29 protein-coding genes are annotated in these 25042 nt (G+C 37.1%); 24 read left to right on the forward strand and 5 right to left on the reverse strand.

The genetic code is table 11. From position 1 onward, the window contains the following. From rplN to O0931_RS19685, 20 genes are all read left to right on the forward strand, one after another. Positions 1–369 (forward strand): 50S ribosomal protein L14, encoded by a 369-nt coding sequence (gene rplN / locus O0931_RS19590; protein WP_010599900.1) that lies wholly within the window; start codon positions 1–3, stop codon positions 367–369. Between the two features lies 1 nt (position 370). After that, entirely contained in the window at positions 371–715 is a 345-nt protein-coding gene (rplX, locus tag O0931_RS19595; RefSeq protein ID WP_056097522.1) for a 50S ribosomal protein L24, read from the forward strand. Beyond that, on the forward strand, positions 715–1281 hold the full coding sequence (gene rplE, locus O0931_RS19600; protein ID WP_056097523.1) for a 50S ribosomal protein L5: 567 nt from the start codon (positions 715–717) through the stop codon (positions 1279–1281). Before rplX ends, rplE begins: the two co-directional genes overlap by 1 nt. Continuing rightward, positions 1281–1550, forward strand: coding sequence for a 30S ribosomal protein S14 (gene rpsN, locus O0931_RS19605; RefSeq protein WP_025145214.1), 270 nt, complete (start codon positions 1281–1283; stop codon positions 1548–1550). The genes rplE and rpsN overlap by 1 nt, the downstream gene beginning before the upstream one ends. A gap of 151 nt (positions 1551–1701) precedes the next feature. Next, entirely contained in the window at positions 1702–2100 is a 399-nt protein-coding gene (rpsH, locus tag O0931_RS19610; protein WP_056869756.1) for a 30S ribosomal protein S8, read from the forward strand. A 19-nt stretch (positions 2101–2119) separates the two neighbouring features. Next, positions 2120–2677, forward strand: coding sequence for a 50S ribosomal protein L6 (gene rplF, locus O0931_RS19615; RefSeq protein WP_269417178.1), 558 nt, complete (start codon positions 2120–2122; stop codon positions 2675–2677). Positions 2678–2682: 5 nt separating this feature from the next. Next, positions 2683–3036 (forward strand): 50S ribosomal protein L18, encoded by a 354-nt coding sequence (gene rplR, locus O0931_RS19620; protein ID WP_269417179.1) that lies wholly within the window; start codon positions 2683–2685, stop codon positions 3034–3036. 17 nt (positions 3037–3053) lie between these two features. Continuing rightward, entirely contained in the window at positions 3054–3572 is a 519-nt protein-coding gene (rpsE, locus tag O0931_RS19625) for a 30S ribosomal protein S5 (RefSeq protein WP_010599893.1), read from the forward strand. A gap of 4 nt (positions 3573–3576) precedes the next feature. Continuing rightward, positions 3577–3756 (forward strand): 50S ribosomal protein L30, encoded by a 180-nt coding sequence (gene rpmD, locus O0931_RS19630; RefSeq protein WP_010599892.1) that lies wholly within the window; start codon positions 3577–3579, stop codon positions 3754–3756. Positions 3757–3860: 104 nt separating this feature from the next. Further along, complete coding sequence (gene rplO / locus O0931_RS19635; protein WP_056097665.1) at positions 3861–4307, forward strand: 50S ribosomal protein L15; 447 nt, start codon at positions 3861–3863, stop codon at positions 4305–4307. A 7-nt stretch (positions 4308–4314) separates the two neighbouring features. Beyond that, positions 4315–5661, forward strand: a complete 1347-nt coding sequence (gene secY, locus O0931_RS19640; RefSeq protein WP_269417180.1) for a preprotein translocase subunit SecY — start codon at positions 4315–4317, stop codon at positions 5659–5661. A gap of 95 nt (positions 5662–5756) precedes the next feature. Then, positions 5757–6551 (forward strand): type I methionyl aminopeptidase, encoded by a 795-nt coding sequence (gene map / locus O0931_RS19645; protein ID WP_269417181.1) that lies wholly within the window; start codon positions 5757–5759, stop codon positions 6549–6551. Positions 6552–6614: 63 nt separating this feature from the next. Beyond that, entirely contained in the window at positions 6615–6833 is a 219-nt protein-coding gene (infA, locus tag O0931_RS19650) for a translation initiation factor IF-1 (RefSeq protein ID WP_010599888.1), read from the forward strand. Position 6834: 1 nt separating this feature from the next. Continuing rightward, positions 6835–6951: a 50S ribosomal protein L36 gene (gene rpmJ, locus O0931_RS19655; RefSeq protein ID WP_010599887.1), complete on the forward strand. Its 117-nt coding sequence runs from the start codon at positions 6835–6837 to the stop codon at positions 6949–6951. 69 nt (positions 6952–7020) lie between these two features. Next, entirely contained in the window at positions 7021–7398 is a 378-nt protein-coding gene (gene rpsM / locus O0931_RS19660) for a 30S ribosomal protein S13 (RefSeq protein ID WP_269417182.1), read from the forward strand. Between the two features lie 87 nt (positions 7399–7485). Then, positions 7486–7875 carry a 30S ribosomal protein S11 gene (rpsK, locus tag O0931_RS19665; protein ID WP_025145207.1) on the forward strand — a complete coding sequence of 130 codons (390 nt, stop codon included), beginning with the start codon at positions 7486–7488 and terminating at the stop codon, positions 7873–7875. A 61-nt stretch (positions 7876–7936) separates the two neighbouring features. Continuing rightward, positions 7937–8545: a 30S ribosomal protein S4 gene (rpsD, locus tag O0931_RS19670; RefSeq protein WP_025145206.1), complete on the forward strand. Its 609-nt coding sequence runs from the start codon at positions 7937–7939 to the stop codon at positions 8543–8545. Between the two features lie 85 nt (positions 8546–8630). Next, complete coding sequence (locus O0931_RS19675) at positions 8631–9623, forward strand: DNA-directed RNA polymerase subunit alpha (RefSeq protein ID WP_056097531.1); 993 nt, start codon at positions 8631–8633, stop codon at positions 9621–9623. Between the two features lie 106 nt (positions 9624–9729). Further along, on the forward strand, positions 9730–10263 hold the full coding sequence (gene rplQ / locus O0931_RS19680; protein WP_269417183.1) for a 50S ribosomal protein L17: 534 nt from the start codon (positions 9730–9732) through the stop codon (positions 10261–10263). 293 nt (positions 10264–10556) lie between these two features. Then, positions 10557–13517, forward strand: a complete 2961-nt coding sequence (locus tag O0931_RS19685; protein WP_269417184.1) for a glycoside hydrolase domain-containing protein — start codon at positions 10557–10559, stop codon at positions 13515–13517. 104 nt (positions 13518–13621) lie between these two features. Here O0931_RS19685 and O0931_RS19690 read toward each other — a convergent pair whose 3' ends face one another. Both O0931_RS19690 and O0931_RS19695 read right to left on the reverse strand, forming a co-directional pair. Continuing rightward, positions 13622–14254 (reverse strand): gluconate 2-dehydrogenase subunit 3 family protein, encoded by a 633-nt coding sequence (locus O0931_RS19690; RefSeq protein ID WP_269417185.1) that lies wholly within the window; start codon positions 14252–14254, stop codon positions 13622–13624. Position 14255: 1 nt separating this feature from the next. Continuing rightward, positions 14256–15992, reverse strand: a complete 1737-nt coding sequence (locus O0931_RS19695) for a GMC family oxidoreductase (protein WP_269417186.1) — start codon at positions 15990–15992, stop codon at positions 14256–14258. Between the two features lie 287 nt (positions 15993–16279). Here O0931_RS19695 and O0931_RS19700 point away from each other — a divergent pair, with 287 nt between their 5' ends. Next, positions 16280–17467 carry a class I SAM-dependent methyltransferase gene (locus O0931_RS19700; RefSeq protein WP_269417187.1) on the forward strand — a complete coding sequence of 396 codons (1188 nt, stop codon included), beginning with the start codon at positions 16280–16282 and terminating at the stop codon, positions 17465–17467. 322 nt (positions 17468–17789) lie between these two features. Here O0931_RS19700 and O0931_RS19705 read toward each other — a convergent pair whose 3' ends face one another. Beyond that, the gene (locus tag O0931_RS19705; protein WP_269417188.1) at positions 17790–18149 is read right to left on the reverse strand and encodes a DUF1304 domain-containing protein; all 360 of its coding nucleotides are present in this window, start codon (positions 18147–18149) and stop codon (positions 17790–17792) included. A 307-nt stretch (positions 18150–18456) separates the two neighbouring features. On the opposite strand from O0931_RS19705, the gene gcvP reads away from it, so the two are divergent. Next, complete coding sequence (gene gcvP / locus O0931_RS19710) at positions 18457–21333, forward strand: aminomethyl-transferring glycine dehydrogenase (RefSeq protein ID WP_269417189.1); 2877 nt, start codon at positions 18457–18459, stop codon at positions 21331–21333. A gap of 358 nt (positions 21334–21691) precedes the next feature. Here the strand turns inward: gcvP and O0931_RS19715 are convergent, their stop codons facing one another. Further along, on the reverse strand, positions 21692–22054 hold the full coding sequence (locus tag O0931_RS19715) for a VOC family protein (protein WP_269417190.1): 363 nt from the start codon (positions 22052–22054) through the stop codon (positions 21692–21694). 143 nt (positions 22055–22197) lie between these two features. Here O0931_RS19715 and O0931_RS19720 point away from each other — a divergent pair, with 143 nt between their 5' ends. Together O0931_RS19720 and O0931_RS19725 are read left to right on the forward strand one after the other, a co-directional pair. Beyond that, positions 22198–23298 carry a serine hydrolase domain-containing protein gene (locus O0931_RS19720; RefSeq protein WP_269417191.1) on the forward strand — a complete coding sequence of 367 codons (1101 nt, stop codon included), beginning with the start codon at positions 22198–22200 and terminating at the stop codon, positions 23296–23298. Between the two features lie 122 nt (positions 23299–23420). After that, positions 23421–24005: a YceI family protein gene (locus O0931_RS19725; protein WP_269417192.1), complete on the forward strand. Its 585-nt coding sequence runs from the start codon at positions 23421–23423 to the stop codon at positions 24003–24005. 238 nt (positions 24006–24243) lie between these two features. On the opposite strand, the gene O0931_RS19730 is transcribed toward O0931_RS19725, so the two are convergent. Continuing rightward, positions 24244–25008, reverse strand: coding sequence for an MBL fold metallo-hydrolase (locus tag O0931_RS19730; protein ID WP_269417193.1), 765 nt, complete (start codon positions 25006–25008; stop codon positions 24244–24246). Between the last annotated feature and the right edge of the window lie 34 nt (positions 25009–25042).

Raw genomic sequence — 25042 nt, forward strand, 5'->3', positions numbered from 1 at the left:
ATGGTACAACAGGAATCGAGATTAAACGTTGCTGATAACAGCGGCGCTAAAGAAGTATTAGTAATTCGCGTGCTAGGTGGAACCGGCAAACGTTATGCTTCAATTGGTGATAAAGTGGTTGTTACTGTAAAAAGCGCTTTACCGTCAGGTAATATTAAAAAAGGTACAGTTTCTAAGGCAGTTGTTGTAAGAACTAAAAAAGAAATCCGTCGTAAAGATGGTTCTTATATCCGTTTTGACGACAATGCTGCTGTATTATTGAACGCACAGGATGAGCCAAGAGGTACACGTATCTTTGGCCCGGTTGCGAGAGAACTACGTGAAAAACAATTCATGAAAATTGTATCATTAGCACCGGAGGTATTGTAAAATGGGAAACAAAGTAATAAATACACCATCAAAACTTAAAATCCGCACTGGAGATTTAGTTAAAGTAATTGCAGGCGATTCAAAAGGTCAGCAAGGAAAAGTACTTTCAGTACAAATAGATAAAAACAGAGCCATTGTAGAAGGCATTAACTTAGTATCTAAACATACTAAACCAAATGCTGCAAATCCTAACGGTGGTATTATTAAAAAAGAAGCTGCTCTTCACATTTCTAACCTGATGTTGGTTGATCCAAAATCTGGTAAAGCTACCCGCGTAGGTCGTAAACTTAACGCAGATGGTAAATTGGTTAGAGTTGCTAAAATATCAGGAGAGGAGATTAAATAATGGCTACTACACCAAGATTAAAAAGCAAATACAAAGAAGAAGTTGTAAGTGCATTAAAAGAAAAATTTCAGTACAAAACTGTAATGCAGGTTCCTAAATTGGAAAAAATCTGTATTAATCAGGGAGTTGGTCGTTTTTCTGTAACGGATAAAAAGATTATGGATACCACAATCGTTGAGTTGACTACCATTACTGGTCAGCAAGCGGTTCCGGCACAATCTAAAAAGGATATTTCAAACTTTAAGTTACGTAAAGGTATGCCGGTAGGTGTACGTGTTACTTTACGCGATAATAATATGTATGAGTTCCTGGATCGTTTGATTTCTGTTGCGTTACCACGTATTCGTGATTTCAAAGGTATCAATGATAAAGGTTTTGATGGTAAAGGAAATTATACTTTAGGTGTAACAGAGCAAATCATCTTCCCGGAGATTAATATCGATAAAATCAATAAAATTTTAGGTATGGATATAACTTTCGTAACTTCGGCAAAATCTGACGTTGAAGCTTTAGAGTTATTGAAGCAATTCGGATTACCATTTAAAAATCAAAAAACAGCAGAATAATGGCAAAAGAAGGTGTAAAAGCACGCGAAGTTAAGCGCCAAAAATTGGTAGCTAGATACGCTGAAAAACGTGCAGTTTTAAAAGCTGCGGGAGATTTCGAAGGTTTAGATAAATTACCTAAAAATTCATCTCCGGTACGTTTACACAACCGTTGTAAGTTAACTGGTCGTCCACGTGGTTACATGCGTACCTTTGGTATTTCAAGGGTTACGTTCCGCCAAATGGCACTAGACGGTAAAATACCAGGTGTTAAAAAAGCATCTTGGTAATATAAAGTAGCTAGTACTGAGTATCAAGTATCAAGACCGAATGGTTTCTTGATACTTGATGCTTATGTCTTGATACTAAAAAATGAATTTAACCGATAGCAGGTCCCACAGCAGGGTAGCAGAAGGAAACCACTATCAAAAACAATAAAAAATGAATACAGATCCAATAGCAGATTATTTAACAAGAGTAAGGAATGCCATTAAGGCCAACCACCGTGTTGTCGAAATTCCTGCATCAAACCTTAAAAAAGAAATTACAAAAGTTCTTTTCGATAAAGGTTACATCGCGAACTATAAGTTTGAAGATACTACAGTTCAGGGCACTATTAAAATTGCTTTGAAATACAATCCGATTACTAAAGTTCCTGCTATTCGTACTTTGATGCGAATTAGTAAACCAGGTTTGAGAAACTATGCTGGTGTTGAAAATATGCCAAGAGTATTAAACGGTTTAGGTATCGCAATCTTATCTACTTCTAAAGGTGTAATGACCGATAAAGAAGCAGCCAAATTAAATATTGGTGGTGAGGTATTGTGTCACGTTTATTAATTATTAGGAGAACAGCACAATGTCAAGAATAGGAAAAGCCCCAATTACAATCCCTTCAGGTGTTACAATTACCATATCTAAAGATAACGTAGTAACTGTAAAAGGCCCAAAAGGTGAATTAACACAAACAGTAGATTCAGATATCACTGTAAGTCAGGAAGATGGAATTTTATCAGTAAACCGTCCTTCAGAACAAAAGAAACACAAAGCATTACATGGTTTATACCGTTCATTGCTTAACAATATGGTTATTGGTGTTACAGAAGGTTACAAATTAACTCAGGAATTAGTAGGTGTTGGTTACCGTGCTACAAACACAGGTAATACATTAGACTTGGTTTTAGGTTATTCTCACCATTATGTATTTCAATTACCGGAAGAGATTAAAGTAACCACTTCATCAGAAAAAGGTCAGACACCTAAAATTATTTTAGAAAGTATTGACAAACAACTGATTGGACAAGTAGCAGCGAAAATCCGTTCGTTACGTGCACCAGAACCATATAAAGGTAAAGGTATCAAGTTTGTAGGTGAAGTATTAAGAAGAAAAGCAGGTAAATCAGCATCTAAAAAATAGTAATCATGGCAGGTAAAAAATTATCAAGAAGAGATCGTATTAAAAAAGGGATCAGAAAAAGACTTACCGGTTCAGAAGAACGTCCAAGGTTATCTGTATATAGAAGCAATAAAGGGATTTATGCGCAGGTAATTAATGATGTAACCGGTACAACAATAGCTTCAGCATCATCTTTATCAAAAGATTTTTCTGGAACAGGTAACAAAAGTGACCAATCCGTAGCAGTAGGCAAATTAGTTGCTGAAAAAGCAATTGCTGCTGGTGTTAAACAAGTTGTTTTCGATAGAAACGGCTATTTATACCACGGTCGTGTGAAATCGTTAGCAGAAGGTGCTCGCGAAGCTGGTTTAGTATTTTAATCTGAAGAAAAAGTAAGATGTCAACTATTAATATAAAAAGAGTAAAAACCACCGATATCGAATTAAAGGATCGTTTGGTTAGTATACAACGTGTTGCCAAAGTAACCAAAGGTGGTCGTACTTTCAGCTTCTCAGCAATTGTTGTTGTCGGAGATGAGAACGGTGTTGTTGGTTTCGGTTTAGGTAAAGCGAAAGAAGTAACTGAAGCAATTGCTAAAGGTGTGGATGATGCTAAAAAGAACTTGGTAAAAGTTCCAATTTTAAATGGTACTGTTCCTCACGAGCAAATCGGTAAATTCTCAGGTGGTTTTGTTTTAATCAAACCAGCTGCAGTAGGTACCGGTGTAATTGCAGGTGGTGCAATGCGTGCGGTATTAGAGAGTGCTGGCGTTCATAACGTATTGGCGAAATCTAAAGGTTCATCAAATCCTCACAACGTGGTAAAAGCAACTGTTGATGCATTAACTAAAATGCGTGATGCTTATACAGTAGCCCAAACCCGTGGTATCGATTTAAACAAAGTTTTTAACGGATAATATCATGGCTAAGATCAAAATAACACAGGTAAAAAGCGTTATCGACAGAAGCGAGCGCCAAAAAAGAACCGTTCAGGCTTTAGGTTTATCTAAAATGAACCAAAGTGTTGAAGTAGAAGCTACACCACAAATTATTGGTATGGTTCGCAAAGTGAACCACTTAGTGGCTATCGAAGCAATTTAATAAAAAAATTAAAGCTGGTACAGACAAAAATCTGAACCAGCTTTATACATGTTTAATCGTTGTACCTGTTTAGTGAAAGCGAAGGGCAACACAAATTCAAAAAAATGAATTTAAATACATTAAAACCTGCAAAAGGTTCTACAAAAAACAGTAAGAGAATTGGTCGTGGTACAGGTTCAGGCCGTGGTGGTACTTCAACCCGTGGTCACAAAGGTGCCGGTTCACGTTCTGGTCACTCTACTAAAATCGGTTTCGAAGGTGGTCAAATGCCTTTACAACGTCGTGTACCTAAGGTTGGTTTCAAGCCAATTAACCGTACAGAATATGTTGGCGTAAACTTAGATGTTTTACAAGGTTTGGCAGAAAAATTCAATTTAACTACAATTGATTTCGCTGCTTTACAAGAGCATGGTTTAGCTTCTAAAAATGACTTGGTAAAAGTTTTAGGTCGTGGCGAAGTAAAAGCAAAATTAGAAGTTACAGCACATGCGTTTTCTGCAACCGCACAAAAAGCTATTGAAGCAGCAGGTGGTTCAATTGTAAAATTGTAATTATTAAATGAAGAAGCTATTTACTACTTTAAGTAATATCTGGAAAATTCAGGAATTAAAAGAGCGTATATTATTTACGGTCATGATTCTTTTGGTATACCGTTTCGTATCTCACGTGGTTTTACCAGGTGTAGATCCATCAGCTTTAGGCGCTAACGAAAAGTCAGGTATCTTAGGCTTACTAGATATGTTTGCCGGAGGTTCTTTCTCTCGTGTTTCTATTTTGGCTTTAGGGGTAATGCCTTATATCTCTGCATCGATTGTGGTGCAACTATTAGGTATTGCTGTTCCGACTTTCCAAAAAATGCAGAAAGAAGGTGAAAGTGGTAGAAAAAAACTGAACCAGATTACACGTTATTTAACGGTAGCCATCACGATTGTTCAATCGGTTGGCTATGTTAAAACACAAGTGCCGGCAGAAGCAATTTTGCCTGTAATGAGTCAAACGATGTTTTATGTCGTATCTACATTTGTATTAACAGCAGGTACATTATTCGTAATGTGGCTTGGTGAAAAAATTACAGATAAAGGTATTGGCAACGGTACATCTTTGATTATCATGACTGGTATCATTGCTCGTTTACCTCAGGCAATTAGTCAGGAATTTTCTGATAAAGTTGGTGCGGCAAGTACAGGTGGTGGTCCGGTTGCGTTAGTATTGGAAGTTGTTGCCTTATTTGCGATTGTGATGTTTACTATTTTAATCGTGCAAGGGGTTCGTAAGGTGCCTGTGCAATACGCAAAGAAGATAGTTGGCAATCGTCAATTTGGTGGTGTACGTCAGTACATTCCGTTAAAGGTTAATGCAGCAGGTGTAATGCCAATCATTTTCGCTCAGGCATTAATGTTTATTCCGGGTGCTTTAATCCAATTTGTCCCGTCATTACAGGGTTCGTGGTTAATCCAATTCAGTAACACAACATCGCTAGCATATAGCTTAACTTTTGCTTTCTTAATTATCGCATTTACTTTCTTCTATACAGCAATTACTGTAAATCCAACTCAAATGAGTGATGATATGAAGAAAAACGGTGGTTTTATACCAGGTGTTAAACCTGGCTTTGCAACATCAACTTTTATTGATGATGTAATTTCTAAAATTACTTTTCCAGGTGCTGTATTTTTAGCAATTATTGCTGTATTGCCTTCGATAGCCGTTAAATTTGGTATTAAACAAGAGTTTGCTCATTTCTTTGGTGGTACATCGTTACTAATCTTAGTGGGTGTTGTTTTGGATACTTTACAACAAATTGAAAGTTATCTGTTAATGCGTCATTACGACGGTTTGATGAAAACGGGTCGTGTTACAGGCAGAACAGGTGTTCCGGCAGCGAGCAGCAACGCAGCGTTGTAATTTAAGAATTATTGAATTTTGAATAATAGAATGAGTGAACGTCAGCAACTGGTGGTTCACTCATTTAAAATTCATACATTCAAAACTAAAGATGAATGTCTAAAATTTATTACAAATCTCTCGAAGAGATAGAGTTAATAAGGGAAAGTTCTCTTTTGGTTTCGAAAACATTGGCGGAAGTAGCTAAAATTATCGGACCCGGAGTTACAACAAATCAATTGGATAAACTTGCTTACGAGTTTATGAGTGATAACGGCGCAATTCCGGCATTCTTAAACTATAATGGTTTTCCTTATTCTTTATGCATATCGCCAAATGAACAGGTTGTTCATGGTTTCCCGAGCGATTACGTAATTAAAGAAGGCGATTTAATTTCAGTTGACTGTGGTGTAATCAAAAACAATTATTTCGGCGATTCAGCATATACCTTTTCAATAGGTGAGATAGATGCTGAAAAGCAGAAGCTGGTAGAGGTTACAAAAAAATGCCTTGAATTGGCTATTGAAAAAGCAGTTTCCGGGATGCGAGTTGGTGATGTCGGGTTTGCCGTGCAACAGCATGCAGAAGCAAACGGATTTGGTGTGGTAAGAGAGCTTGTAGGTCATGGTGTAGGTGTAAAACTTCATGAAAAACCGGAAGTTCCGAATTATGGAAAACGCGGTAGCGGACCAAAACTTGAAGAAGGAATGGTTATCGCAATTGAGCCGATGATTAACGCAGGCGTTGCAGGCGTTAAATTTCATAGTGACGGCTGGACAGTTACCAGCAAGGATAATAAACCTTCAGCACATTTTGAACATACAGTAGCGATTAAAAAGGGCCAGGCAGATGTTTTATCGACCTTTTCTATAATAGAAGAAGTTTTACAACAAAAAAAAATAAATAATTAAAATTTTTTATTTAATTTTGCAACCCTGTTTAGAAGCAGCTAATTAAGTAACAATCAATAAAATATGGCTAAACAAGCCTCAATTGAACAAGACGGAGTAATAAGAGAAGCATTATCCAATGCGATGTTCAGAGTAGAACTCGAGAACGGGCATGAGATTATTGCGCACATTTCGGGAAAGATGCGGATGCACTACATCAAAATTCTTCCTGGTGATAAAGTAAAACTAGAGATGTCGCCGTATGATTTAACAAAAGGCCGCATCACTTATAGATACAAATAAAATGAAAGTTAGATCATCAATTAAAAAACGTAGCGCTGATTGTAAGATTATTCGCCGTAAAGGTAAACTTTACGTGATTAACAAGAAAAATCCTAAATACAAGCAACGTCAGGGGTAATTTAAAATATTGTAATCAACCGTACAACGGTGGCCCGCCGTTCGGAATTACTACAAAAAATTAATAAATATGGCAAGGATTTCAGGTATTGATTTACCAAGAAACAAAAGAGGAGAGATTGGTTTAACCTATATCTACGGTATTGGTAAAACAACTGCACAACGTATTTTAACTACTGCAGGTATCGATTTCAACAAAAAAGTGCAAGATTGGTCTGATGATGAGTTATCGGCAATCCGTACGATGATTAACGATGAGATTAAAGTAGAAGGTGCTTTACGCTCTGAGGTTCAGTTAAACATTAAACGTTTAATGGATATCGGTTGTTACCGCGGTTTACGTCACAGAAAAGGTTTGCCTTCTCGTGGTCAGCGTACTAAAAATAACTCACGTACTCGTAAGGGTAAGAGAAAAACAGTTGCTAACAAGAAAAAAGCTACTAAATAGAAAGTAGATTTCAGATGTTAGATTTACGAATTACGATTGTTAGTTCCCAAATCTAAAATCGTAAATCAAAAATCGATAAATAAGAAAATGGCTAAGAGTAAAAAAGTAACAAAAAAACGTATCGTTGTAATTGAGTCTGTTGGTCAGGCGCATATCAATGCTACTTTCAACAACATTATCGTTACCTTAACAAACAACAACGGACAGACTATTTCCTGGTCTTCTGCTGGTAAAATGGGCTTTAAAGGTTCTAAAAAGAACACACCGTATGCAGCTGGTCAGGCCGCTTCAGATTGCGGTAAAGTAGCATTTGATTTAGGCTTACGTAAGGTTGAAGTATTTGTAAAAGGTCCGGGTTCAGGTCGTGAATCTGCAATCAGAACTTTGCAAGTAGCAGGTATCGAAGTAACATCTATTAAAGATATTACACCACTTCCTCACAACGGATGTCGTCCTCCTAAAAAGAGAAGAGTTTAATTAATTTTAAAGCTAAGAATCTCCAGCTACAGGTTGGATGATACTTTAAAACAGAAAAAAAATGGCAAGATATACAGGCCCAAAATCAAAAATCGCCCGTAAATTCAGAGAACCAATCTTCGGTCCTGATAAGGTGTTAGACAGAAAAAATTATCCTCCTGGGCAACATGGCTCATCAAAAAGAAGAGGAAAACAATCTGAGTATGCTATCCAGTTAATGGAGAAACAAAAAGTAAAATATACTTATGGTGTATTAGAAAAGCAGTTCAGTAACTTATTTAAAAAAGCATCTTCACGTGCAGGTATCACAGGTGATAACTTACTTCAATTATTAGAAGCACGTTTAGACAACACGGTTTACCGTTTAGGTATTGCAACAACCCGTTCTGGTGCACGCCAGTTAGTTAGCCATAAACACGTAACTGTGAATGGTGAAGTTGTAAATATCCCTTCATATCAGTTAAAAGCTGGTGATGTTGTTGCGGTTCGTGAGAAATCAAAATCTTTAGAATCAATCAGTAACTCAGTTGCAGGCAGAACAATTAATAAGTTTGCCTGGTTAGAGTGGAACGCTGGCGAGTTAACCGGTAAGTTCTTAACTTATCCTCAACGCGACGAGATTCCTGAAAACATTAAGGAAAACTTAATCATCGAGTTATACTCAAAGTAATAAATAATACAGTTAATTACCTCAAAAGGGTAATTAACTTTTTTCATATTACGATATATTCAATAACGAATTTAAAAAAATATAAATGGCAATTTTAGCATTTCAGAAACCAGACAAAGTGATCATGCAGAAATCAACTGATTTCGATGGCATATTTGAATTTCGTCCTTTAGAGCCCGGTTTCGGTGTAACAATTGGTAATGCCTTGAGAAGAATTTTACTTTCTTCGTTAGAAGGTTATGCTATTACTACTATTCGTTTTTCAGGCGTTTCGCATGAGTTTTCTACCATGAAAGGTGTTGTAGAAGATTTAACTGATATCATCTTAAACTTAAAACAAGTTCGTTTTAAGAAAACCGGTGATTCTGGTGATGCTGAAAAAGTATTCATCATTGTTAATGGTCAGGATCAATTCAAAGCTGGTGATATTACTAAATTCTCTAACAATTTTACAGTATTAAATCCTGAGCATGTTATTTGTAACATGGATAAATCTGTAACTTTAGAAGTGGAATTAACCATCAATAAAGGACGTGGTTATGTACCTGCTGAAGAAAATAAAGTTGCTGATGCTGTTGTAGGTGTTATCGCTATCGATTCGATCTACACACCAATGAAAAACGTAAAATACACAATTGAAAACTTCCGTGTTGAACAAAAAACGGATTATGAGAAATTGGTATTAGATATTTCTACAGATGGTTCAATTCACCCTGAAGAAGCACTGAAAGAGGCGGCTAAAATTCTTATCCAACACTTTATGTTATTCTCTGATGAGAACTTGGTATTAGAATCTCAGGCAAAAGAAGAAACTAAAGAGGTTGATGAGGAAATTTTACACATGCGTAAAATCCTTAAAACTGAATTAGTGGATATGGATCTTTCCGTTAGAGCATTAAACTGCCTGAAAGCTGCTGATATCCGTACTTTAGCTGATTTAGTATCTTACGATGTAGCTGACATGTTAAAATTCAGAAACTTCGGTAAAAAATCTTTAACAGAGATTCAGGAACTTGTAAAATCAAAAGGTTTATCATTTGGCATGAACCTGTCTAAATTTAAATTAGACGAAGAATAACCCCTAAATTCCCTAAAAGGGGACTTAAGAAATTAAATATTATTTCACAGTGTATAATTCCCTCAGCTTAATTGCAACGAGACGGTATACACTCAATTAAAAAACAATGAGACACGGTAAAAAAGTAAACCACTTAGGTAGAACCGCAAGCCACAGAAAGGCGATGTTAGCGAACATGGCTTCATCACTTATTTTGCACAAAAGAATTACAACAACTTTAGCTAAAGCAAAAGCTTTACGTACTTATGTTGAGCCAATTATCACTAAATCTAAAAGTGATACAACACACTCACGTCGTACCGTATTTGCTTATTTACAAGATAAAGAAGTAGTAACAATCTTATTCCGCGAAGTTGCTGAAAAAGTTGCAAATCGTCCGGGTGGTTATACTCGTATCATTAAATTAAATAACCGTTTAGGTGATAACGCTGAAATGGCTTTAATTGAACTGGTAGATTATAATACAGTTTACGGTAAAGATGCAGAGGCTAAAGAAGAGAAGAAAACAACTCGTCGTGGTAGAAGTAAATCAGCTGCTGCTCCTAAAGCTACAGAGGCAAAAGCTGAAGTTGTTGAAGAAACTGCACCAGAAGCGACTACTGAAGAAGCACCTGCTACTGAAGAACCAAAAGGAGAATAGGCCTCAATTAAACTCTTCCCAAAGGGAAAGGCTTATCAAAAATTTAAAAAGTCCTGTTCGAAAGAACAGGACTTTTTTTATGCATTGTTTTATCGTTATTGCGAGGTACGAAGCTATCTTAGTCCTTTAATTATGGCGCTTGTTTTAAAAATGCTTTGTCGTTCTTCCGAACTATGATGGCAAGGAGTTAGCCAATACAGTGACGTATAAGCTGAGCAAACGTTTGCCTCATTTTTTTATTACATAGCTGTTTTTCGACTATGTATCTATAAATTAGCTTAAAATAAATCATAATGAAATTTAAGCTTTTCCTGATTCTTTTCATTTGTTCTGCGTTTGCCTCAAACGCCCAAATCTTAAAATATACTAATGGCAATAATGCATGGAATCCTGATTCGTTAGGTAACCATCGGGTAGTTGTTCAGTTTAATGGAGTAGGAAAGGTTGCTCATGTAAAAATAGATTGGCGTAGAAGAGATGAACACCCGGAGCGGAAGAAAATAATTATTCAAGATGCTCACGGTAAAAATATCAATGTTTTGGGTGCGGAAAATTTAAGCAGGGAAAGCGTAGATATTTATTTTGAAGCAACTATAAAAGGAAAATACTTTGTTTACTATATGCCCTATAAAAATGAGGGTAGAAGCAACTATCCAAAGGGTGTTTATTTGAAAGCAGAAAAACATGAATTAAATCAATCAAATCAGGTTAATCTCAATGCTACCGTGCTGGAAATTCAATCTATCGATGCCTTTAACTCCTTTTATCCGATGGAAGTTATCGCCACAGCGAAAGAAACCGCAAGTATAAAAGGCAAATATTTATCAGAAGCATTTATTGTATTTCCCGAGGATAGACTATTTCCAATCAAAATGCAGAATGACTTGCCTTATCGATGGGTCCAAAAAGGTGTTTCAACTTCATTTATTGGTTCAGCAAGTAGAGGCGAAAATTACGCGTTTCAACTGGGCGTTTATGCTTTGAAAGATTTAAAAGATGTTAAAGTTACGTTTAGCGATTTAAAAGCGCCTAGCGGAAAAATAATTTCAGCAAAATACATCAACTGTTTAAACACCAATGGGACAAGTTACGATAACAAACCATTAACTCAAATCGTACAGGTGGCAGCAGGAAAAGTACAACCAATATGGATCACAGTAGACCTTCCTAAAACAACATCAGCGGGGATTTACAATGGAAAGTTTACCGTGAAATCTAATGGGAAATCAAAAATTATCGATGTAAAATTAACCGTTCTTGACAAAGTTTTGGTTGATGCCGGCGTAGGAACGCCAAATAAACAAACCCGTTTAACCTGGTTAAATTCAACTATGGCACAGGCAAATACCGTTGTTGCACCTTACACGCCGCTGAAGGTTGATGGAAATGTAATTTCACTATTGGGTAGAAAGTTTGAGATTAACACAGATGGTTTTCCGAAGCAAATTCAAACTTTCTTTAATTCGGAAATGACTGGCTATATGGAAATACCAAATCAAATTTTAGCTGAACCAATTCATTTTCACTTTTATAATACACCTCAAAATCAGGAAAAATTTGTTCCAAGCAATTTTCAAATCACGAGTAGGGAAGCCGGAACGGTAAAGTGGACGACAACCAATACGTCGGATAATTTGAAAATGGATGTTGAGGGTGCTTTAGAATTTGATGGTTATGTACACTATGTTGTTAGGGTTACCGCACTGAAAGATGTTGATTTTAGCAATGTGGATTTTCATATCCCATTCGACAAAGGTTCAACAAAATACTTAATGGGATTAGGTGAAAAAGGCGGTGTAAGACCAGATACTGTAAAATGGAATTGGGATGTTGCGCATAAAAACCAGGATGCCGTTTGGATTGGAAATGTAAATGCCGGCTTATATTATAACCTGAGGGATGAAAACTATATTCGTCCGCTAAATACGAATTTTTACTTGCAGAAGCCTTTATTATTACCAAAAACATGGGGGAATGATAATAAAGGCGGAATACAGATTAATGTAAAAGGCAGTTCCATGCTGGCAGATAATTTTACCGGTGCCCAAACCATGAAAAAAGGTGATGTGCTTTACTACAATTTCAATCTACTGATAACGCCTTTCCATTTATTGAATACAGATTTTCAATGGGATAATCGTTTCTATCATAAATATGGAGATTTGGACTCTATTAAATCTGTAGGCGCAACCGTCGTAAATATTCACCACGCTACGCCAATTAATCCATGGATAAATTATCCTTTTATCGAATGGGAAAAAATGAAAAACTATGTTAATGAAGCACATTCAAGAGGTTTAAAAGTTAAAATTTACAATACCGTTCGAGAACTTTCTAATCATGCCTATGAATGGCCTGCTCTTAGGAGTTTAGGTAACGAAGTATATTCACCCGGAAAAGGTGGGGGTTTTAGCTGGTTGCAGGAACACCTGGATTCTAATTATATCGCGGCCTGGTTTGTTCCCGAAATTAAAGATGCTGCAATTATTAACAGTGGCATGAACCGTTGGCACAATTACTATGTTGAGGGCATGAACTGGTTGGTAAATAACGTTGGTATCGATGGGGTTTACCTGGATGATGTGGCTTTTGACAGAGTGACGATGAAACGAATTAAGCGTGTTTTAACGCAAAATAATCATCCTGGTATTATCGACTTGCACTCGGCAAATCAATACAATAAAAGCGACGGTTTTAATAATAGTGCCATCTTGTATATGGAACATTTCCCATACCTGAATCGGTTGTGGTTTGGCGAATATTTCGATTACCAGAATAACAATCCCGATTTCTTTTTAACAGAAGTAAGTGGTATTCCTTTTGGTTTAATGGGCGAAATGCTTCAGGATGATGGCAACCCTTGGCGTGGAATGATTTACGGAATGACAAGTCGCTTAGGTTGGTCCGAAAAAAGTGATCCAAAACCATTATGGAAAGCGTGGGATAATTTCGGAATTAAAGGTTCGGAAATGATTGGTTACTGGAGTGAAAACTGTCCTGTCAAAACGGATAACCCGAAAGTTTTGGCTACTGTTTATAAGCAAAAAGGTAAAATGATGGTCGCTTTGGCCAGTTGGGATGAAAGTGATACTAAAGTTAACTTAACTATCGATTGGAGCAAATTAGGTTTGAGTGCTGATAAGGTAAAAATTTCAGCACCAAATATTGACAAATTTCAGACAGCCGGAAATTATCCGGCAGGAAAACTGATTCCTGTTGAAAAAGGAAAGGGTTTAATTTTGATAGCGCAATAAGTCATCTTTTCGACTGGAGCGCAGCGGAATGGAGAAATCTTTGAATTTGTTTAATTGTCAATTACAAAGATTTCTCCGCTTCGGTCGAAATGACGATTTTCTTATTATATCTTCACGTTCTGCATGCCATATTGTTTCAATACATCATCAGGTACACCAGCCCATTGATTTGGCGCATTTCCAGCATAGCCAATATCTTTTACCCCGATTTCACTTGTATAAAAACCTGAGGCGGTTAAATCTCTCATTTTATTAAAAAATGCGACACCAGCCTGCATTTCAGGGCGGGCTTTGTTAGGGTATGCAATTTCATCAACAATTGATAGCTGCTCCCTTTCAGATGCTTCCACAAATGGTTTCTCGAATTTGTTAAAGCAATAAATATCCAGCCATTTTAGGCCACCACGCATTGGCACTTTATGTTCAGGGATATCTTTTACGATGAATTCGATAAACTCAGGAACCTTTGCATCAGATGCGCTTCCGGAAACAGCATCTTTAGGGATAATAATATCAGCCAAAACGGTAATCGTTGCCATTTCATGTTTGGTAAAAAATGTTTCCGCTTTAAGTTTTTTATCTCTATCTACTTCCCATTGCTCTTTTCCTGCTTCTTTAGCCGTTTCTTCAGTCGCTGCAACTTCGGTTTTAGTTTCGGGTTGTTTACAGGCTTCAACCAGTACCGAGGTACTTAAGGCCGTTAAGCCTAGGGCCTTTATGGAATCTCGTCTGTTCATGTTAAATGTTTTGTTTTTTCTTTTGTGCCAAAATATATTCTGCAGTTCTCATTGATAAAGCCAGGATAGTCCAGGTTGCATTTTTATCACCCTGTTGTACGAAAGGACCTGCATCAACCACAAATAAATTTTTGCAATCGTGTGCCTGGCAATATTTGTTCAACGCTGACTTTTTAGGATCATCGCCCATACGAATCGTTCCAACTTCGTGGATAATTTTTCCCGGATTTAATAAACCATAGTTCGTATCTGGCCCATGAATTTCAGAGGTAACAACAGCACCCATTTCTTTCATAATGGATAAAAATGTTTCCTGCATATGTTTTGCCTGGAGAATTTCTTCCTTAGCCCATTTGTAATTAAATCTCAAAACAGGAATGCCATATTTATCAACCATGTTCGGGTCGATTTCGCAATAATTATCCTCACGGGCTATTGCAGTTCCACGGCCTGCCATACTTACGCCGGTACCATAAAAGCGGCGATAATCATCTTTCAATGATTTGCCATAACCTCCTGCTTCCTTTTTGTTACCATTTCTATCCGGAACCATCCCGTTTATTTTCGGCACGCCGCCTCCGAAACCATATGATGGCATACCCATTCCGCCGCCATATTCAATATGGTAACCACGGGGGAAGTTTAATTTTTTATTATCCAGCCACCATGGGGAGTAGATGTGTACACTTCCTAAACCATCTTCATTATAACGTTTTCTATCCATTAATTGCGGAAGGAATCCGGATACGCCGGCACCGGTAGAGTCGTGTAAATATTTTCCGACAACACCGCTGCTATTCGCCAGGCCGCCAGGATGTGCTGAAGATTTGGAGTTTAACAGAATACGGGCAGATTCGCATGCGCTGGCACCCAGTATAACCAGTTTGCCATTAACCTGATATTCCTGTAAATCTTTTCGGTTTACATAAGAAACACCTTTAGCCGTGCCATCTTTATCTGTAATCACTTCACGAACCATCGCGTCGGTAATTACGGTTAAATTACCGGTTTTTACTGCCGGAATAACCAAACAGGATGATGCTGAGAAATCGCCATAAACTTTGCAGCTTCTGCCACACTGACCGCAGTAAAAACAAGGTGCACGGTCGTTATTGCCTTTTATGGATTCTGTCATCACCGCGCCGCGACCGGTAATTACCCTTACACCGGCTTTTTCTGCGCCTTTTTTTATAAATAATTCATTTAAACGAGGCTTAGGTGGTTTCATGAAAATACCGTCAGGTTCACTCGCTATACCTTCAACAGTTCCGTATATGCCAATCATGCGGTCAACTTTATCGTAGAAAGGTTTTACATCGTCATACGTAATTGGCCAATCGTCAGTTAATCCATCTGTTGGTTTAAAATCTTCAGGACCCATTCTTAGTGAAATCCTTCCCCAGTGATTGGTACGTCCACCAAGCATACGCGATCGGAACCATTCAAATTCTGTTTTGTTTTTTTGAGTATAAGGTTCACCCTCTAATTCCCAACCACCATAAGAGGCATCAAAATCGCCGAACGGACGCGTTGTTCCTGCACCGCGGCGAGGCGATTCCCATGGCCATTTTAACTGATGTGAATCTAATCTAGGGTCGAAATATTGACCAGCTTCGAGCATTAAAACTTTTTGGCCGGCATTTGCAAGTACATATGCTGCCATCCCGCCACCTGCACCCGAACCAACAACAATGGCATCGTAAACAGTTGGCGATTTTTTTATCTGAAAGTCACTCATGAATAGGGTTTGAAGAATTAAATAAATCTAATCTAGGGCTAAATTTTGTTAAAAAAAAGAGACTTAACACTCAATTGTTATTTGGAATCATTACAGATTAAATTAGCTTTAGGTATTAGCTAAATCGTATTAGTGAATTACAGCTTAATAAAAGTGTAACGGCTATTGTTCATTTAATTTTCAAATTCTGATGTTTATTAGACTTAGCCGGCTGCATGGCTGGTACATTATAGATAATGCCGGGTTTGGCTAAATAACTTGTTATCTTTGCGGTTTAAAATTTATCAATGGTATTTTCAGCGCATATAGAACAATTTATTTCAGCCTTAGAATTTAGCTTGTCGGCAGGAAAATTTGTTAAGATTTCTTTGGGGAATTATAAAGGAATGGAAGCGGAATTAAGGCAAATTCTTGTTCGTAAGGTTGTGATTAAGCGGGAAGATAAATTAGCTTTTACATTCCGCTACAAAACACGTGATGTTGTGAAAAACTTCGATTTGTTTGAAGGCATAAACTTAATTTCGGAATACCTGAACACAGGTTTCAAAATCGGAACACTTTTTACAATTGAAAAAGATTTAATTTTTGAGGAATTGAATAATGGCAAAGTTGTTTTAAGAGAAACATTAGCGTCAACCAAACAAGTTCCGGATGCCAATCACGATAAAGAGAAAATCCGGCTTATAAAATCTGAATCTAAATCTTATTTAACTGAATTAAAAATTACAGATGCAGAAGGGAAGGTTTTTAAAAATGCTCAAGATAAATTCCGTCAGATTAATCATTATATCGAAATTTTAAGTTCCTTAATAAAGGAGTTACCAGAAGGTACGATTAAAAAAGTTACTGATATGGGTTCAGGTAAAGGCTATTTAACTTTTGCCTTATATGATTATTTGCATTCGGTTTTAAATCTAAATTCTGAGGTTGTTGGAGTTGAGTACCGTCAGGATATGGTGGATTTGTGTAATACTGTTGCCGATAAGTCTGCTTTTGATAAGTTGAATTTTGTTCAGGGAACGATTGAAGATTATAATGCCGGGGATGTAAATTTATTAATTGCGCTTCACGCTTGCGATACGGCTACGGATGATGCCATTTTCAAAGGCATTAAAGCTAATGCAGAATTGATTGTGGTTGCACCCTGTTGCCATAAACAAATCCGCAGGGAAATTGAGCAAAACAAAGTGCGGAATGATGTCTCATTTTTAACCAAATATGGCATCTTTTTAGAGCGTCAGGCGGAAATGGTTACGGATGGAATCCGTGCTTTAATTTTAGAATACTTTGGCTATAAAACAAAAGTATTTGAATTTATTTCTGATGCGCATACACCGAAGAATGTGCTTGTTGTCGGAATTAAGAGCAAAGATAAAGGAGCAAAAAACAAGGATGAGATTTTAGAAAAGATTAAAGCAAGTAAAGCCTATTTTGGAATTGGGTATCATCATTTAGAGCGGTTGTTAGAGTTGTAGTTTGAATTATTCCTCATGCTGATAAGTTAGAATTTTTAAATGCATAATTGAGGCCATGGCAAGCTTTAATTTTGCTGTCATTCTGAGGCACGAAGAATCCCTATTCTATTGGTTTTGTACTAAAATACTGCACTTGCATTTTTCCGGCGGTGGTTTAATTTACGATTGTGTTTCATCGCCTGAAGATTCTTCACTACGTTCAGAATGACAAACCTGTCAACATTTGTAGTCGGGAGCTATTTGTAAATTTTTTATAATACCTAAGCTTAAATGAATCTTCAATGTCTTATATAATTAAAGTGAAATTATGGTTTTAACAGACCTATAAGTGCAATAAAATCAAGGCGACCAAAGCCGGGATAGATTGCACATAAAGAATTCTTTTACTGGCTGTTGCTGCTCCGTAGATTCCAGCAATAATTACACAGGTTAAAAAGAATATGGCGACATAAAATTTCCAGTGATGATCGCTGATGCATAATGACCAGATTAAGCCTGCCGCCAAAAAACCGTTGTATAAACCTTGATTTGCTGCTAATATTTTGGTCTGCGGGAACAATTCTTTTGGGATGGTTTTAAAAATTTTTGGGGCTTTGGTTGTCCATGCAAACATTTCAAGCCAAAGAATATAGATGTGTATAAGGGCAATTAAGCCGATTATGATTTGCGCTGTTATTTGCATTTTATTTATGTTTTTTGTATTGAAGATACAATAAATTGGGGAATATTTATGACTGTCGGGTCCGGATATACGCGGCTGGCTGCTACCAGGTAAATACGGCCGTCGAAGTTTTCACCAATTTATGCCGTCAGCTTACAGATTATAAAATTTTATTAAAAAACACTCAAACGTTTGACCTCGGCTCAGCCTTAAAATCTACCTTTTTTGTCGCTTTTAAACGTAAATAAGACACCTTTTTTACACGAATACATAGCGAAATACAACATCGTTTTTCCTACCTTTGCACGAAATTTATTATTCATACCGCATGAGCTTAAATATCCATTACAAGGAAGATTTTCAAAATCGTCATATTGCGCCAAATGAGGCAGATACAGCCGAAATGTTGCAAACTGTTGGCGTAAATTCTATTGATGAGCTGATTGAACAAACTGTTCCAACGGCGATCAGGTTAAAACAACCTTTAAATTTGCCTGCAGCGAAATCAGAAACTGAATATCTTGGTGCTTTAAAACAAACTTCGTTGTTAAATAAAGTTTTCAAAAGCTTTATCGGTCAGGGCTATTACGATACCATTACACCGGGTGTAATTTTACGTAACGTATTCGAAAACCCGGGGTGGTATACGCAATATACACCTTATCAGGCAGAAATTGCGCAGGGTCGTTTACAGGCTTTGTTAAATTTCCAAACCATGGTTATCGATTTGACCGGAATGGAAATTGCCAATGCATCACTTTTAGATGAGGGTACGGCAGCTGCTGAAGCAATGTTTATGCAATACAGTACGCGTAAAAGTCAGGCAGCAAAAAAATTCTTTGTATCTGAATTGGTTTTTGCCCAAACAATAGATATTTTAAAAACCCGTGCCAATCCTTACGGTATTGAATTGGTTATTGGAAGCCATTTGGATTTCGTTGCAACCGAAGATTTTTTCGGTGCAATTGTTCAGTACCCGGCAGGAAACGGAGAGGTTTTCGATTATAAAGATTTTGCGGCAGAACTGCATAATCAAAATATTAAATTAACCGTTGCGGCAGATATTTTAAGCTTAACCTTGTTAACGCCTCCGGGCGAATGGGGCGCTGATATCGTTTTAGGTACCACGCAACGTTTCGGTATTCCGATGGGTTTCGGTGGGCCACATGCCGCTTTTTTCGCAACTAAAGACGAGTATAAACGTTCAATCCCGGGTCGTATAATCGGTGTAACCATCGATAGCCATGGCGATTACGCTTTACGTATGGCTTTGCAAACCCGCGAGCAGCACATCCGTAGAGATAAAGCAACTTCAAACATTTGTACTGCACAGGCGTTATTGGCGATTATGGCAGGTTTCTATGCTGCTTATCACGGTCCGAAAGGTTTAAAAGCAATCGCAGAACGTACACATGGTTTGGCCGTAAGTTTGGCCTCAACCTTAAAAAACTTAGGTTACGAGCAGTTAAATTCTGCTTATTTTGATACCATTCGCTTCGATTTGGGCGATTTAAAAGGTGGTATTCATTCAGGTTGTTTAGATAACGAAATCAATTTAAATTATGTAGGTAATGTAGCCACAATTTCGATTGATGAAACCACAACTTTCGAAGATATTAGGTTAATTGCCAGAATTTTTGCAAAGGTAAAGGCTGTTGCTGCTGATCAGGTTGAAGTTATCGAAGATGTGGAAACCGTTATTCCTTCGGCATTGCAACGTACTTCAGCATATTTGAAACATCCGGTTTTCAACTCGCACCATTCAGAACATGAAATGTTGCGTTACATCAAATCTTTAGAGGCAAAAGATTTATCACTTTGTCACTCGATGATTGCTTTGGGTAGCTGTACCATGAAATTAAACGCTACGGCAGAAATGATCCCGGTTACCTGGTCTCACTTCGGTCGTATTCATCCATTCGCTCCGGCCGACCAGGTATTGGGTTACTATTCGATTTTCAACGAATTGGATAAGTGGCTAAGCGAAATTACCGGTTTCGCAGCAATGAGTTTACAGCCAAATGCCGGTGCTCAGGGTGAATATGCCGGTTTGATGGTTATCCGTGCTTATCACCACGACAGGGGTGATTTCCACCGTAACGTAGCCTTAATTCCTGCATCAGCCCATGGTACAAACCCTGCATCTGCAGCAATGGCTGATATGAAAATCGTTGTGGTAAAATCATTAGAAAACGGTAACATCGATGTTGAAGATTTAAAAGCGAAAGCAGAATTATATAAAGAAAACTTATCGTGTTTGATGGTCACTTATCCATCAACTCATGGTGTATTCGAAGAAAGCATTATTGAAATCTGTGAAACTATTCATGCTAACGGCGGACAGGTTTATATGGATGGTGCGAACATGAATGCACAGGTTGGTTTAACAAGCCCGGCTAATATTGGTGCCGACGTTTGTCATTTAAATTTGCATAAAACTTTCTGCATCCCTCACGGTGGTGGCGGTCCTGGTATGGGTCCAATCGGTGTAGCAAAACACCTGGTTCCTTACCTTCCTGGGCATGCTGTGGTTGATATTGATAAAGGGAAATCAATTTCTGCGGTGTCATCTGCACCTTGGGGTTCAGCATCAATTCTGATTATCTCTCACGCTTACATCGCCATGATGGGTGCTGATGGATTAACCAATGCGACAAAATATGCAATTTTAAACGCGAACTACATGAAAGCTCGATTGGAGCAACATTATCCTGTACTTTATTCAGGCGCTCAAGGTCGTTGTGCACACGAAATGATTTTAGATTGCCGTTCGTTCAAAGCCTTCGGAATTGAGGTAACTGATATCGCAAAACGTTTAATGGATTATGGTTTCCATGCACCAACGGTTTCATTCCCGGTTGCCGGAACTTTAATGGTTGAGCCTACCGAATCGGAGCCTAAACATGAGTTAGACCGGTTCTGTGAGGCGCTAATCGCGATTAAAGAAGAAATTAGTGAAGTTGAAAATGGTACTTTAGATAAAGTTGATAATCCACTTAAAAATGCACCACATACTGTTGCCGTAATTACGGCTAATGAATGGGAACATGCTTACAGCCGTCAAACCGCTGCATTTCCGCTTCCTTATGTTTTAGAACGCAAGTTCTGGCCATCAGTTGGACGTGTTAACGACAGTCACGGTGACCGCTCATTAATATGTGCTTGTCCGCCGGTTGAAAGTTACCTGGAAGAAATAGTGCCTTAAGATGTAAAATGGGATCGGGATGATGGTTTTTCCTTTCCATCGCCTAAGTTAAGCCCGATCGTCATTGCGAAGTGGCTTTTTAACTATACAACGCCTTGGTTTGTGTCCTCACAAACCAATCATCTGTAAGTTTTATGAATTCATTTTCATAAAGCTTACAGTTTTTTTGAAATGAGTATTTAGTATTTCATCGAAATAGCAGTCCCACCATTCATTCATTTTTTTAAAACTCTGTCATGCTGAGGAACGAACCATCTGCAATCAATGAAACAGATGCTTCGTTCCTCAGCATGACAGTATATTCAAAGTTGCTGCATTTTTAAAGTATTTAGTTGCTTAAACAAAGGCGGAAGTTTTTCTATTTAAACTCACCAAAATGCCACAATATTCCTGATGGATCATGAAGAAAACATTCTCTGCCCCAATCTTCATTTCGAATGGGTGTTAACTTAACGTTTTTATATTTGCCTGGTAAATCTAATTCCAAAAGTTCGTTGTAAAAACGACTAACATCATCAACCTCCATAAAAATCATGGTGTTATCAATCCAGTCTCTAACATAAGCTTTTTGCAAATAAAAAGCCATATTTCCGGTTTTAAAAACCGACATGTTATCGCCCAGATTTACTTCCTCAAAGCCTAAATCATTATAGAAATTCCTGGATGTTTCAAAGTCTTTAGCTCCTATAAAAGGACGAATTGATTTTGCGTTATGTTTCATATTATAAAATTCTTTACTAAGATAATCATTAAAGCTGATTCAGTTTTAATGATTTCTTGTCATTAAAAAAGATTCGCTAAAACTTAATCTTATGTAACCTAAAATAAAATGTCTACGTCAAATGTTTTAAATAAAAGAAATATATGATAAAAAAAATTCTTGCAATATTTCTGATAGTTATTGGTACATCTGGTTTCACCCATGCACAAAATCTCGATGCCCGAATTGATAGCATACTTACCAATTTATTTAAAGATAAGGATGAACCCGGCGGGGTTTTTATGGTGGCGAAACACGGAAAGCCAATTTATTGTAAAGCTTTTGGCAAAGCAAATCTGGAACTGGATGTAAACATGAAGACCGATAATATCTTCCAGTTAGGTTCTATGACAAAGCAATTTACTGCTATAGCTATCCTGCAATTAGCAGAAAAGAATATGGTAAATTTGAATGCTCCTATTTATAAATACATACCTGATTATCCTTCCGGAGATAAAATTACAATCCACCATTTATTAACACATACTTCGGGTATTAAGGATTTTACTAAAATGAAATCATTGCAACAGATTTCGCAACAAAATTTATCACCTAAACAAATGATCGATTTTTTTAAAAATGAACCTGTTGATTTTCCACCTGGTGATAAATTTGAATACAATAATTCCGGCTATGTCATTTTAGGTCATATCATCGAACTGGTTTCAGGAAAAACATATGAAGAATATATTAACCAAAATATTTTCGAAAAAGCCGGAATGAAAGATTCCCATTATGCTTCTGATGTAACTTTGGTAAAGAACAGGGCCTACGGATATCAGAAGAAAATGGAGAAATATGTAAATAAAACGTCGATTAGTTTTAGTATTCCTTTCTCATCGGGTTCATTAATGTCTACAGCCGATAATATGCTTAAATGGCAAAATGCATTAAACAAAAATTTAATTGTTGGTTCTAAAACTTTAAAAAAGGCATTCACCAAATATAAATTAAATAATGATGAGGTTTTTAATTATGGTTATGGATGGCATATTAAAGAAATTAATGGTACGCCGGTAAGAGCGCATGGAGGAAGCATATTTGGGTTTAAGACAATGGGTGTTTATATTCCGGATGAAGACATTTATGTTATTGGATTGACGAATTGTGATTGTAATTCTCCGACGCAAATAACCATGGATATTGCTGCACTAACACTTGAAGTTTCTGGGAAAAAATCAATAAGCTTAATTAAACCTATCTGATGTTTGTTAGTCAATAGAATGATTTTAAATAAATCTGCTATTTTTGAAAATCTTAACATAGGTCAACAACAAAGGTTCGGCCTTAATCATATCTTTGTATCATAAAATTAAAAAACCAGAAAATGAAATTAAAAATCTCTTCAATCTTTTTACTAGTTGCAGTGGTTGCATTGTCAGCTTTTACAACTATTAAACCAGTAACTTACACTGTAGATGCAGCAAAATCGACTATTACCTGGATTGGCAAAAAAGTAACAGGTTCTCATAACGGAACAATCGCTTTACAGTCAGGAACTTTAAATGTTGATGGTAAAAAAGTAACCGGTGGTACTTTCACAATCGATATGAATTCTATTAAAGATGCTGATGGTAGCGCTAAATTAGAAGGACATTTAAAAGCAGATGATTTTTTTGGTGTGGCTAAATTCCCTACTTCAACTTTCGTAATTACGAAAGTTACAGGTTCAGGCGCTAATGTAACCGTAACAGGTAATTTAACCATCAAAGGTATTTCTAAACCATTAAGTTTTCCTGCAACTGTAGCTGTAAATGCAGATGGTACTGTTTCTGCATTAGCGGGTAAAATCACTGTAGACAGAACTAAATATGATATCCGTTACGGTTCAAAATCTTTCTTCGATAGCATTGGCGACAAAGCAATTGATGATAACTTTGAATTAGCTGTGAAATTAGTAGCTAAAAAATAAAACCTTTCTTTAAAAGAAAAGGTTAAATCATTTTAAAGGTCTCGGCAATTTGTCGAGGCCTTTTTTTGGGTCATAGCAATAATTTTCTTCACCACCTTAGACACCTAAGATTCGGATCGAATTAAAGCTCATTCGAAATTTTATTATTTGAAATCTTTTTCCTAAGTGTCTTAGGTGGTAATAATTTTCATTTTGGCGTTAACCCTAAGCCTTCTGCCTTTAACCCCTAAACCTTCCTTTACCTAATCCTAAACCCGCCTTCAATCACATCTACAAAACCGGTTGCGGCACTTTTACCATGATAAAATAAACATTCCCAGTTTTCATCAGCAGCACGTTTGCCAAAGACCTTTCGCAACTCCATTGCTTTGCGGCCGTCGAAATCGTATTTAGCAATAAAATTTTTAACCAGTTCTTCCGGCTCGGGTAAAACATCACCACCAAAAAATACTTTTTGATTGTCTTCGGTTAAAAGAAAAACCTGGTGATTAGGGCAATGTGCACCAGTAAATTCAAAGGCAATCGTTTCATCTAAATTACCGTCTCCCTCCACAAATTTTAATTGTGCATTACGCTGCAGGTATTCAAAAATATCAGTATGGTAAGAGGAAGATGTACTGCTGAAAGCCGTTTCCCATTCTCCACGGTTAATTACATATTCAGCATCAGGGAAGCTTAATTCGGTTTTGTCGCCCAGTTTATGAACCATACCGCCTGAATGGTCATAATGCAAATGCGACATTAAGACCTTCGTCACATCAGTAGGGTCGAAACCGGCATTTCTAATGTTTTTATGTAGAATCAGTTCGCCATGGTCATCACTGAAACCCAGGCCGGTATCAAATAAAATCAAATCATTTTTCAGTTCAACCAAAAAAGGCTGAACGTTGATAAATAAAGAAGCTGGCCGGTCTTTAAAATTATGAACGGCAGCATCGAATGGAACAAATTTTTTTGATGCATCAACAGAATAAGTGCCTTCAAATAGAGTGTGGATTTGCAAAATATCAGCGTTTTAATGTTTGTGCAAAGTTAAC

This window comes from Pedobacter rhodius (genome assembly GCF_027213645.1).
GTDB classification, from domain to species: domain Bacteria; phylum Bacteroidota; class Bacteroidia; order Sphingobacteriales; family Sphingobacteriaceae; genus Pedobacter; species Pedobacter rhodius.

Excerpts from the sequence above, each read along its gene's own strand:
- rplN (WP_010599900.1), top strand. The coding sequence starts at position 1 with ATGGTACAACAGGAATCGAGATTAAACGTTGCTGATAACAGCGGCGCT.
- rplX (WP_056097522.1), top strand. The coding sequence starts at position 371 with ATGGGAAACAAAGTAATAAATACACCATCAAAACTTAAAATCCGCACT.
- rplE (WP_056097523.1), top strand. The coding sequence starts at position 715 with ATGGCTACTACACCAAGATTAAAAAGCAAATACAAAGAAGAAGTTGTA.
- rpsN (WP_025145214.1), top strand. The coding sequence starts at position 1,281 with ATGGCAAAAGAAGGTGTAAAAGCACGCGAAGTTAAGCGCCAAAAATTG.
- rpsH (WP_056869756.1), top strand. The coding sequence starts at position 1,702 with ATGAATACAGATCCAATAGCAGATTATTTAACAAGAGTAAGGAATGCC.
- rplF (WP_269417178.1), top strand. The coding sequence starts at position 2,120 with ATGTCAAGAATAGGAAAAGCCCCAATTACAATCCCTTCAGGTGTTACA.
- rplR (WP_269417179.1), top strand. The coding sequence starts at position 2,683 with ATGGCAGGTAAAAAATTATCAAGAAGAGATCGTATTAAAAAAGGGATC.
- rpsE (WP_010599893.1), top strand. The coding sequence starts at position 3,054 with ATGTCAACTATTAATATAAAAAGAGTAAAAACCACCGATATCGAATTA.
- rpmD (WP_010599892.1), top strand. The coding sequence starts at position 3,577 with ATGGCTAAGATCAAAATAACACAGGTAAAAAGCGTTATCGACAGAAGC.
- rplO (WP_056097665.1), top strand. The coding sequence starts at position 3,861 with ATGAATTTAAATACATTAAAACCTGCAAAAGGTTCTACAAAAAACAGT.
- secY (WP_269417180.1), top strand. The coding sequence starts at position 4,315 with ATGAAGAAGCTATTTACTACTTTAAGTAATATCTGGAAAATTCAGGAA.
- map (WP_269417181.1), top strand. The coding sequence starts at position 5,757 with ATGTCTAAAATTTATTACAAATCTCTCGAAGAGATAGAGTTAATAAGG.
- infA (WP_010599888.1), top strand. The coding sequence starts at position 6,615 with ATGGCTAAACAAGCCTCAATTGAACAAGACGGAGTAATAAGAGAAGCA.
- rpmJ (WP_010599887.1), top strand. The coding sequence starts at position 6,835 with ATGAAAGTTAGATCATCAATTAAAAAACGTAGCGCTGATTGTAAGATT.
- rpsM (WP_269417182.1), top strand. The coding sequence starts at position 7,021 with ATGGCAAGGATTTCAGGTATTGATTTACCAAGAAACAAAAGAGGAGAG.
- rpsK (WP_025145207.1), top strand. The coding sequence starts at position 7,486 with ATGGCTAAGAGTAAAAAAGTAACAAAAAAACGTATCGTTGTAATTGAG.
- rpsD (WP_025145206.1), top strand. The coding sequence starts at position 7,937 with ATGGCAAGATATACAGGCCCAAAATCAAAAATCGCCCGTAAATTCAGA.
- O0931_RS19675 (WP_056097531.1), top strand. The coding sequence starts at position 8,631 with ATGGCAATTTTAGCATTTCAGAAACCAGACAAAGTGATCATGCAGAAA.
- rplQ (WP_269417183.1), top strand. The coding sequence starts at position 9,730 with ATGAGACACGGTAAAAAAGTAAACCACTTAGGTAGAACCGCAAGCCAC.
- O0931_RS19685 (WP_269417184.1), top strand. The coding sequence starts at position 10,557 with ATGAAATTTAAGCTTTTCCTGATTCTTTTCATTTGTTCTGCGTTTGCC.
- O0931_RS19690 (WP_269417185.1), bottom strand. The coding sequence starts at position 14,254 with ATGAACAGACGAGATTCCATAAAGGCCCTAGGCTTAACGGCCTTAAGT.
- O0931_RS19695 (WP_269417186.1), bottom strand. The coding sequence starts at position 15,992 with ATGAGTGACTTTCAGATAAAAAAATCGCCAACTGTTTACGATGCCATT.
- O0931_RS19700 (WP_269417187.1), top strand. The coding sequence starts at position 16,280 with ATGGTATTTTCAGCGCATATAGAACAATTTATTTCAGCCTTAGAATTT.
- O0931_RS19705 (WP_269417188.1), bottom strand. The coding sequence starts at position 18,149 with ATGCAAATAACAGCGCAAATCATAATCGGCTTAATTGCCCTTATACAC.
- gcvP (WP_269417189.1), top strand. The coding sequence starts at position 18,457 with ATGAGCTTAAATATCCATTACAAGGAAGATTTTCAAAATCGTCATATT.
- O0931_RS19715 (WP_269417190.1), bottom strand. The coding sequence starts at position 22,054 with ATGAAACATAACGCAAAATCAATTCGTCCTTTTATAGGAGCTAAAGAC.
- O0931_RS19720 (WP_269417191.1), top strand. The coding sequence starts at position 22,198 with ATGATAAAAAAAATTCTTGCAATATTTCTGATAGTTATTGGTACATCT.
- O0931_RS19725 (WP_269417192.1), top strand. The coding sequence starts at position 23,421 with ATGAAATTAAAAATCTCTTCAATCTTTTTACTAGTTGCAGTGGTTGCA.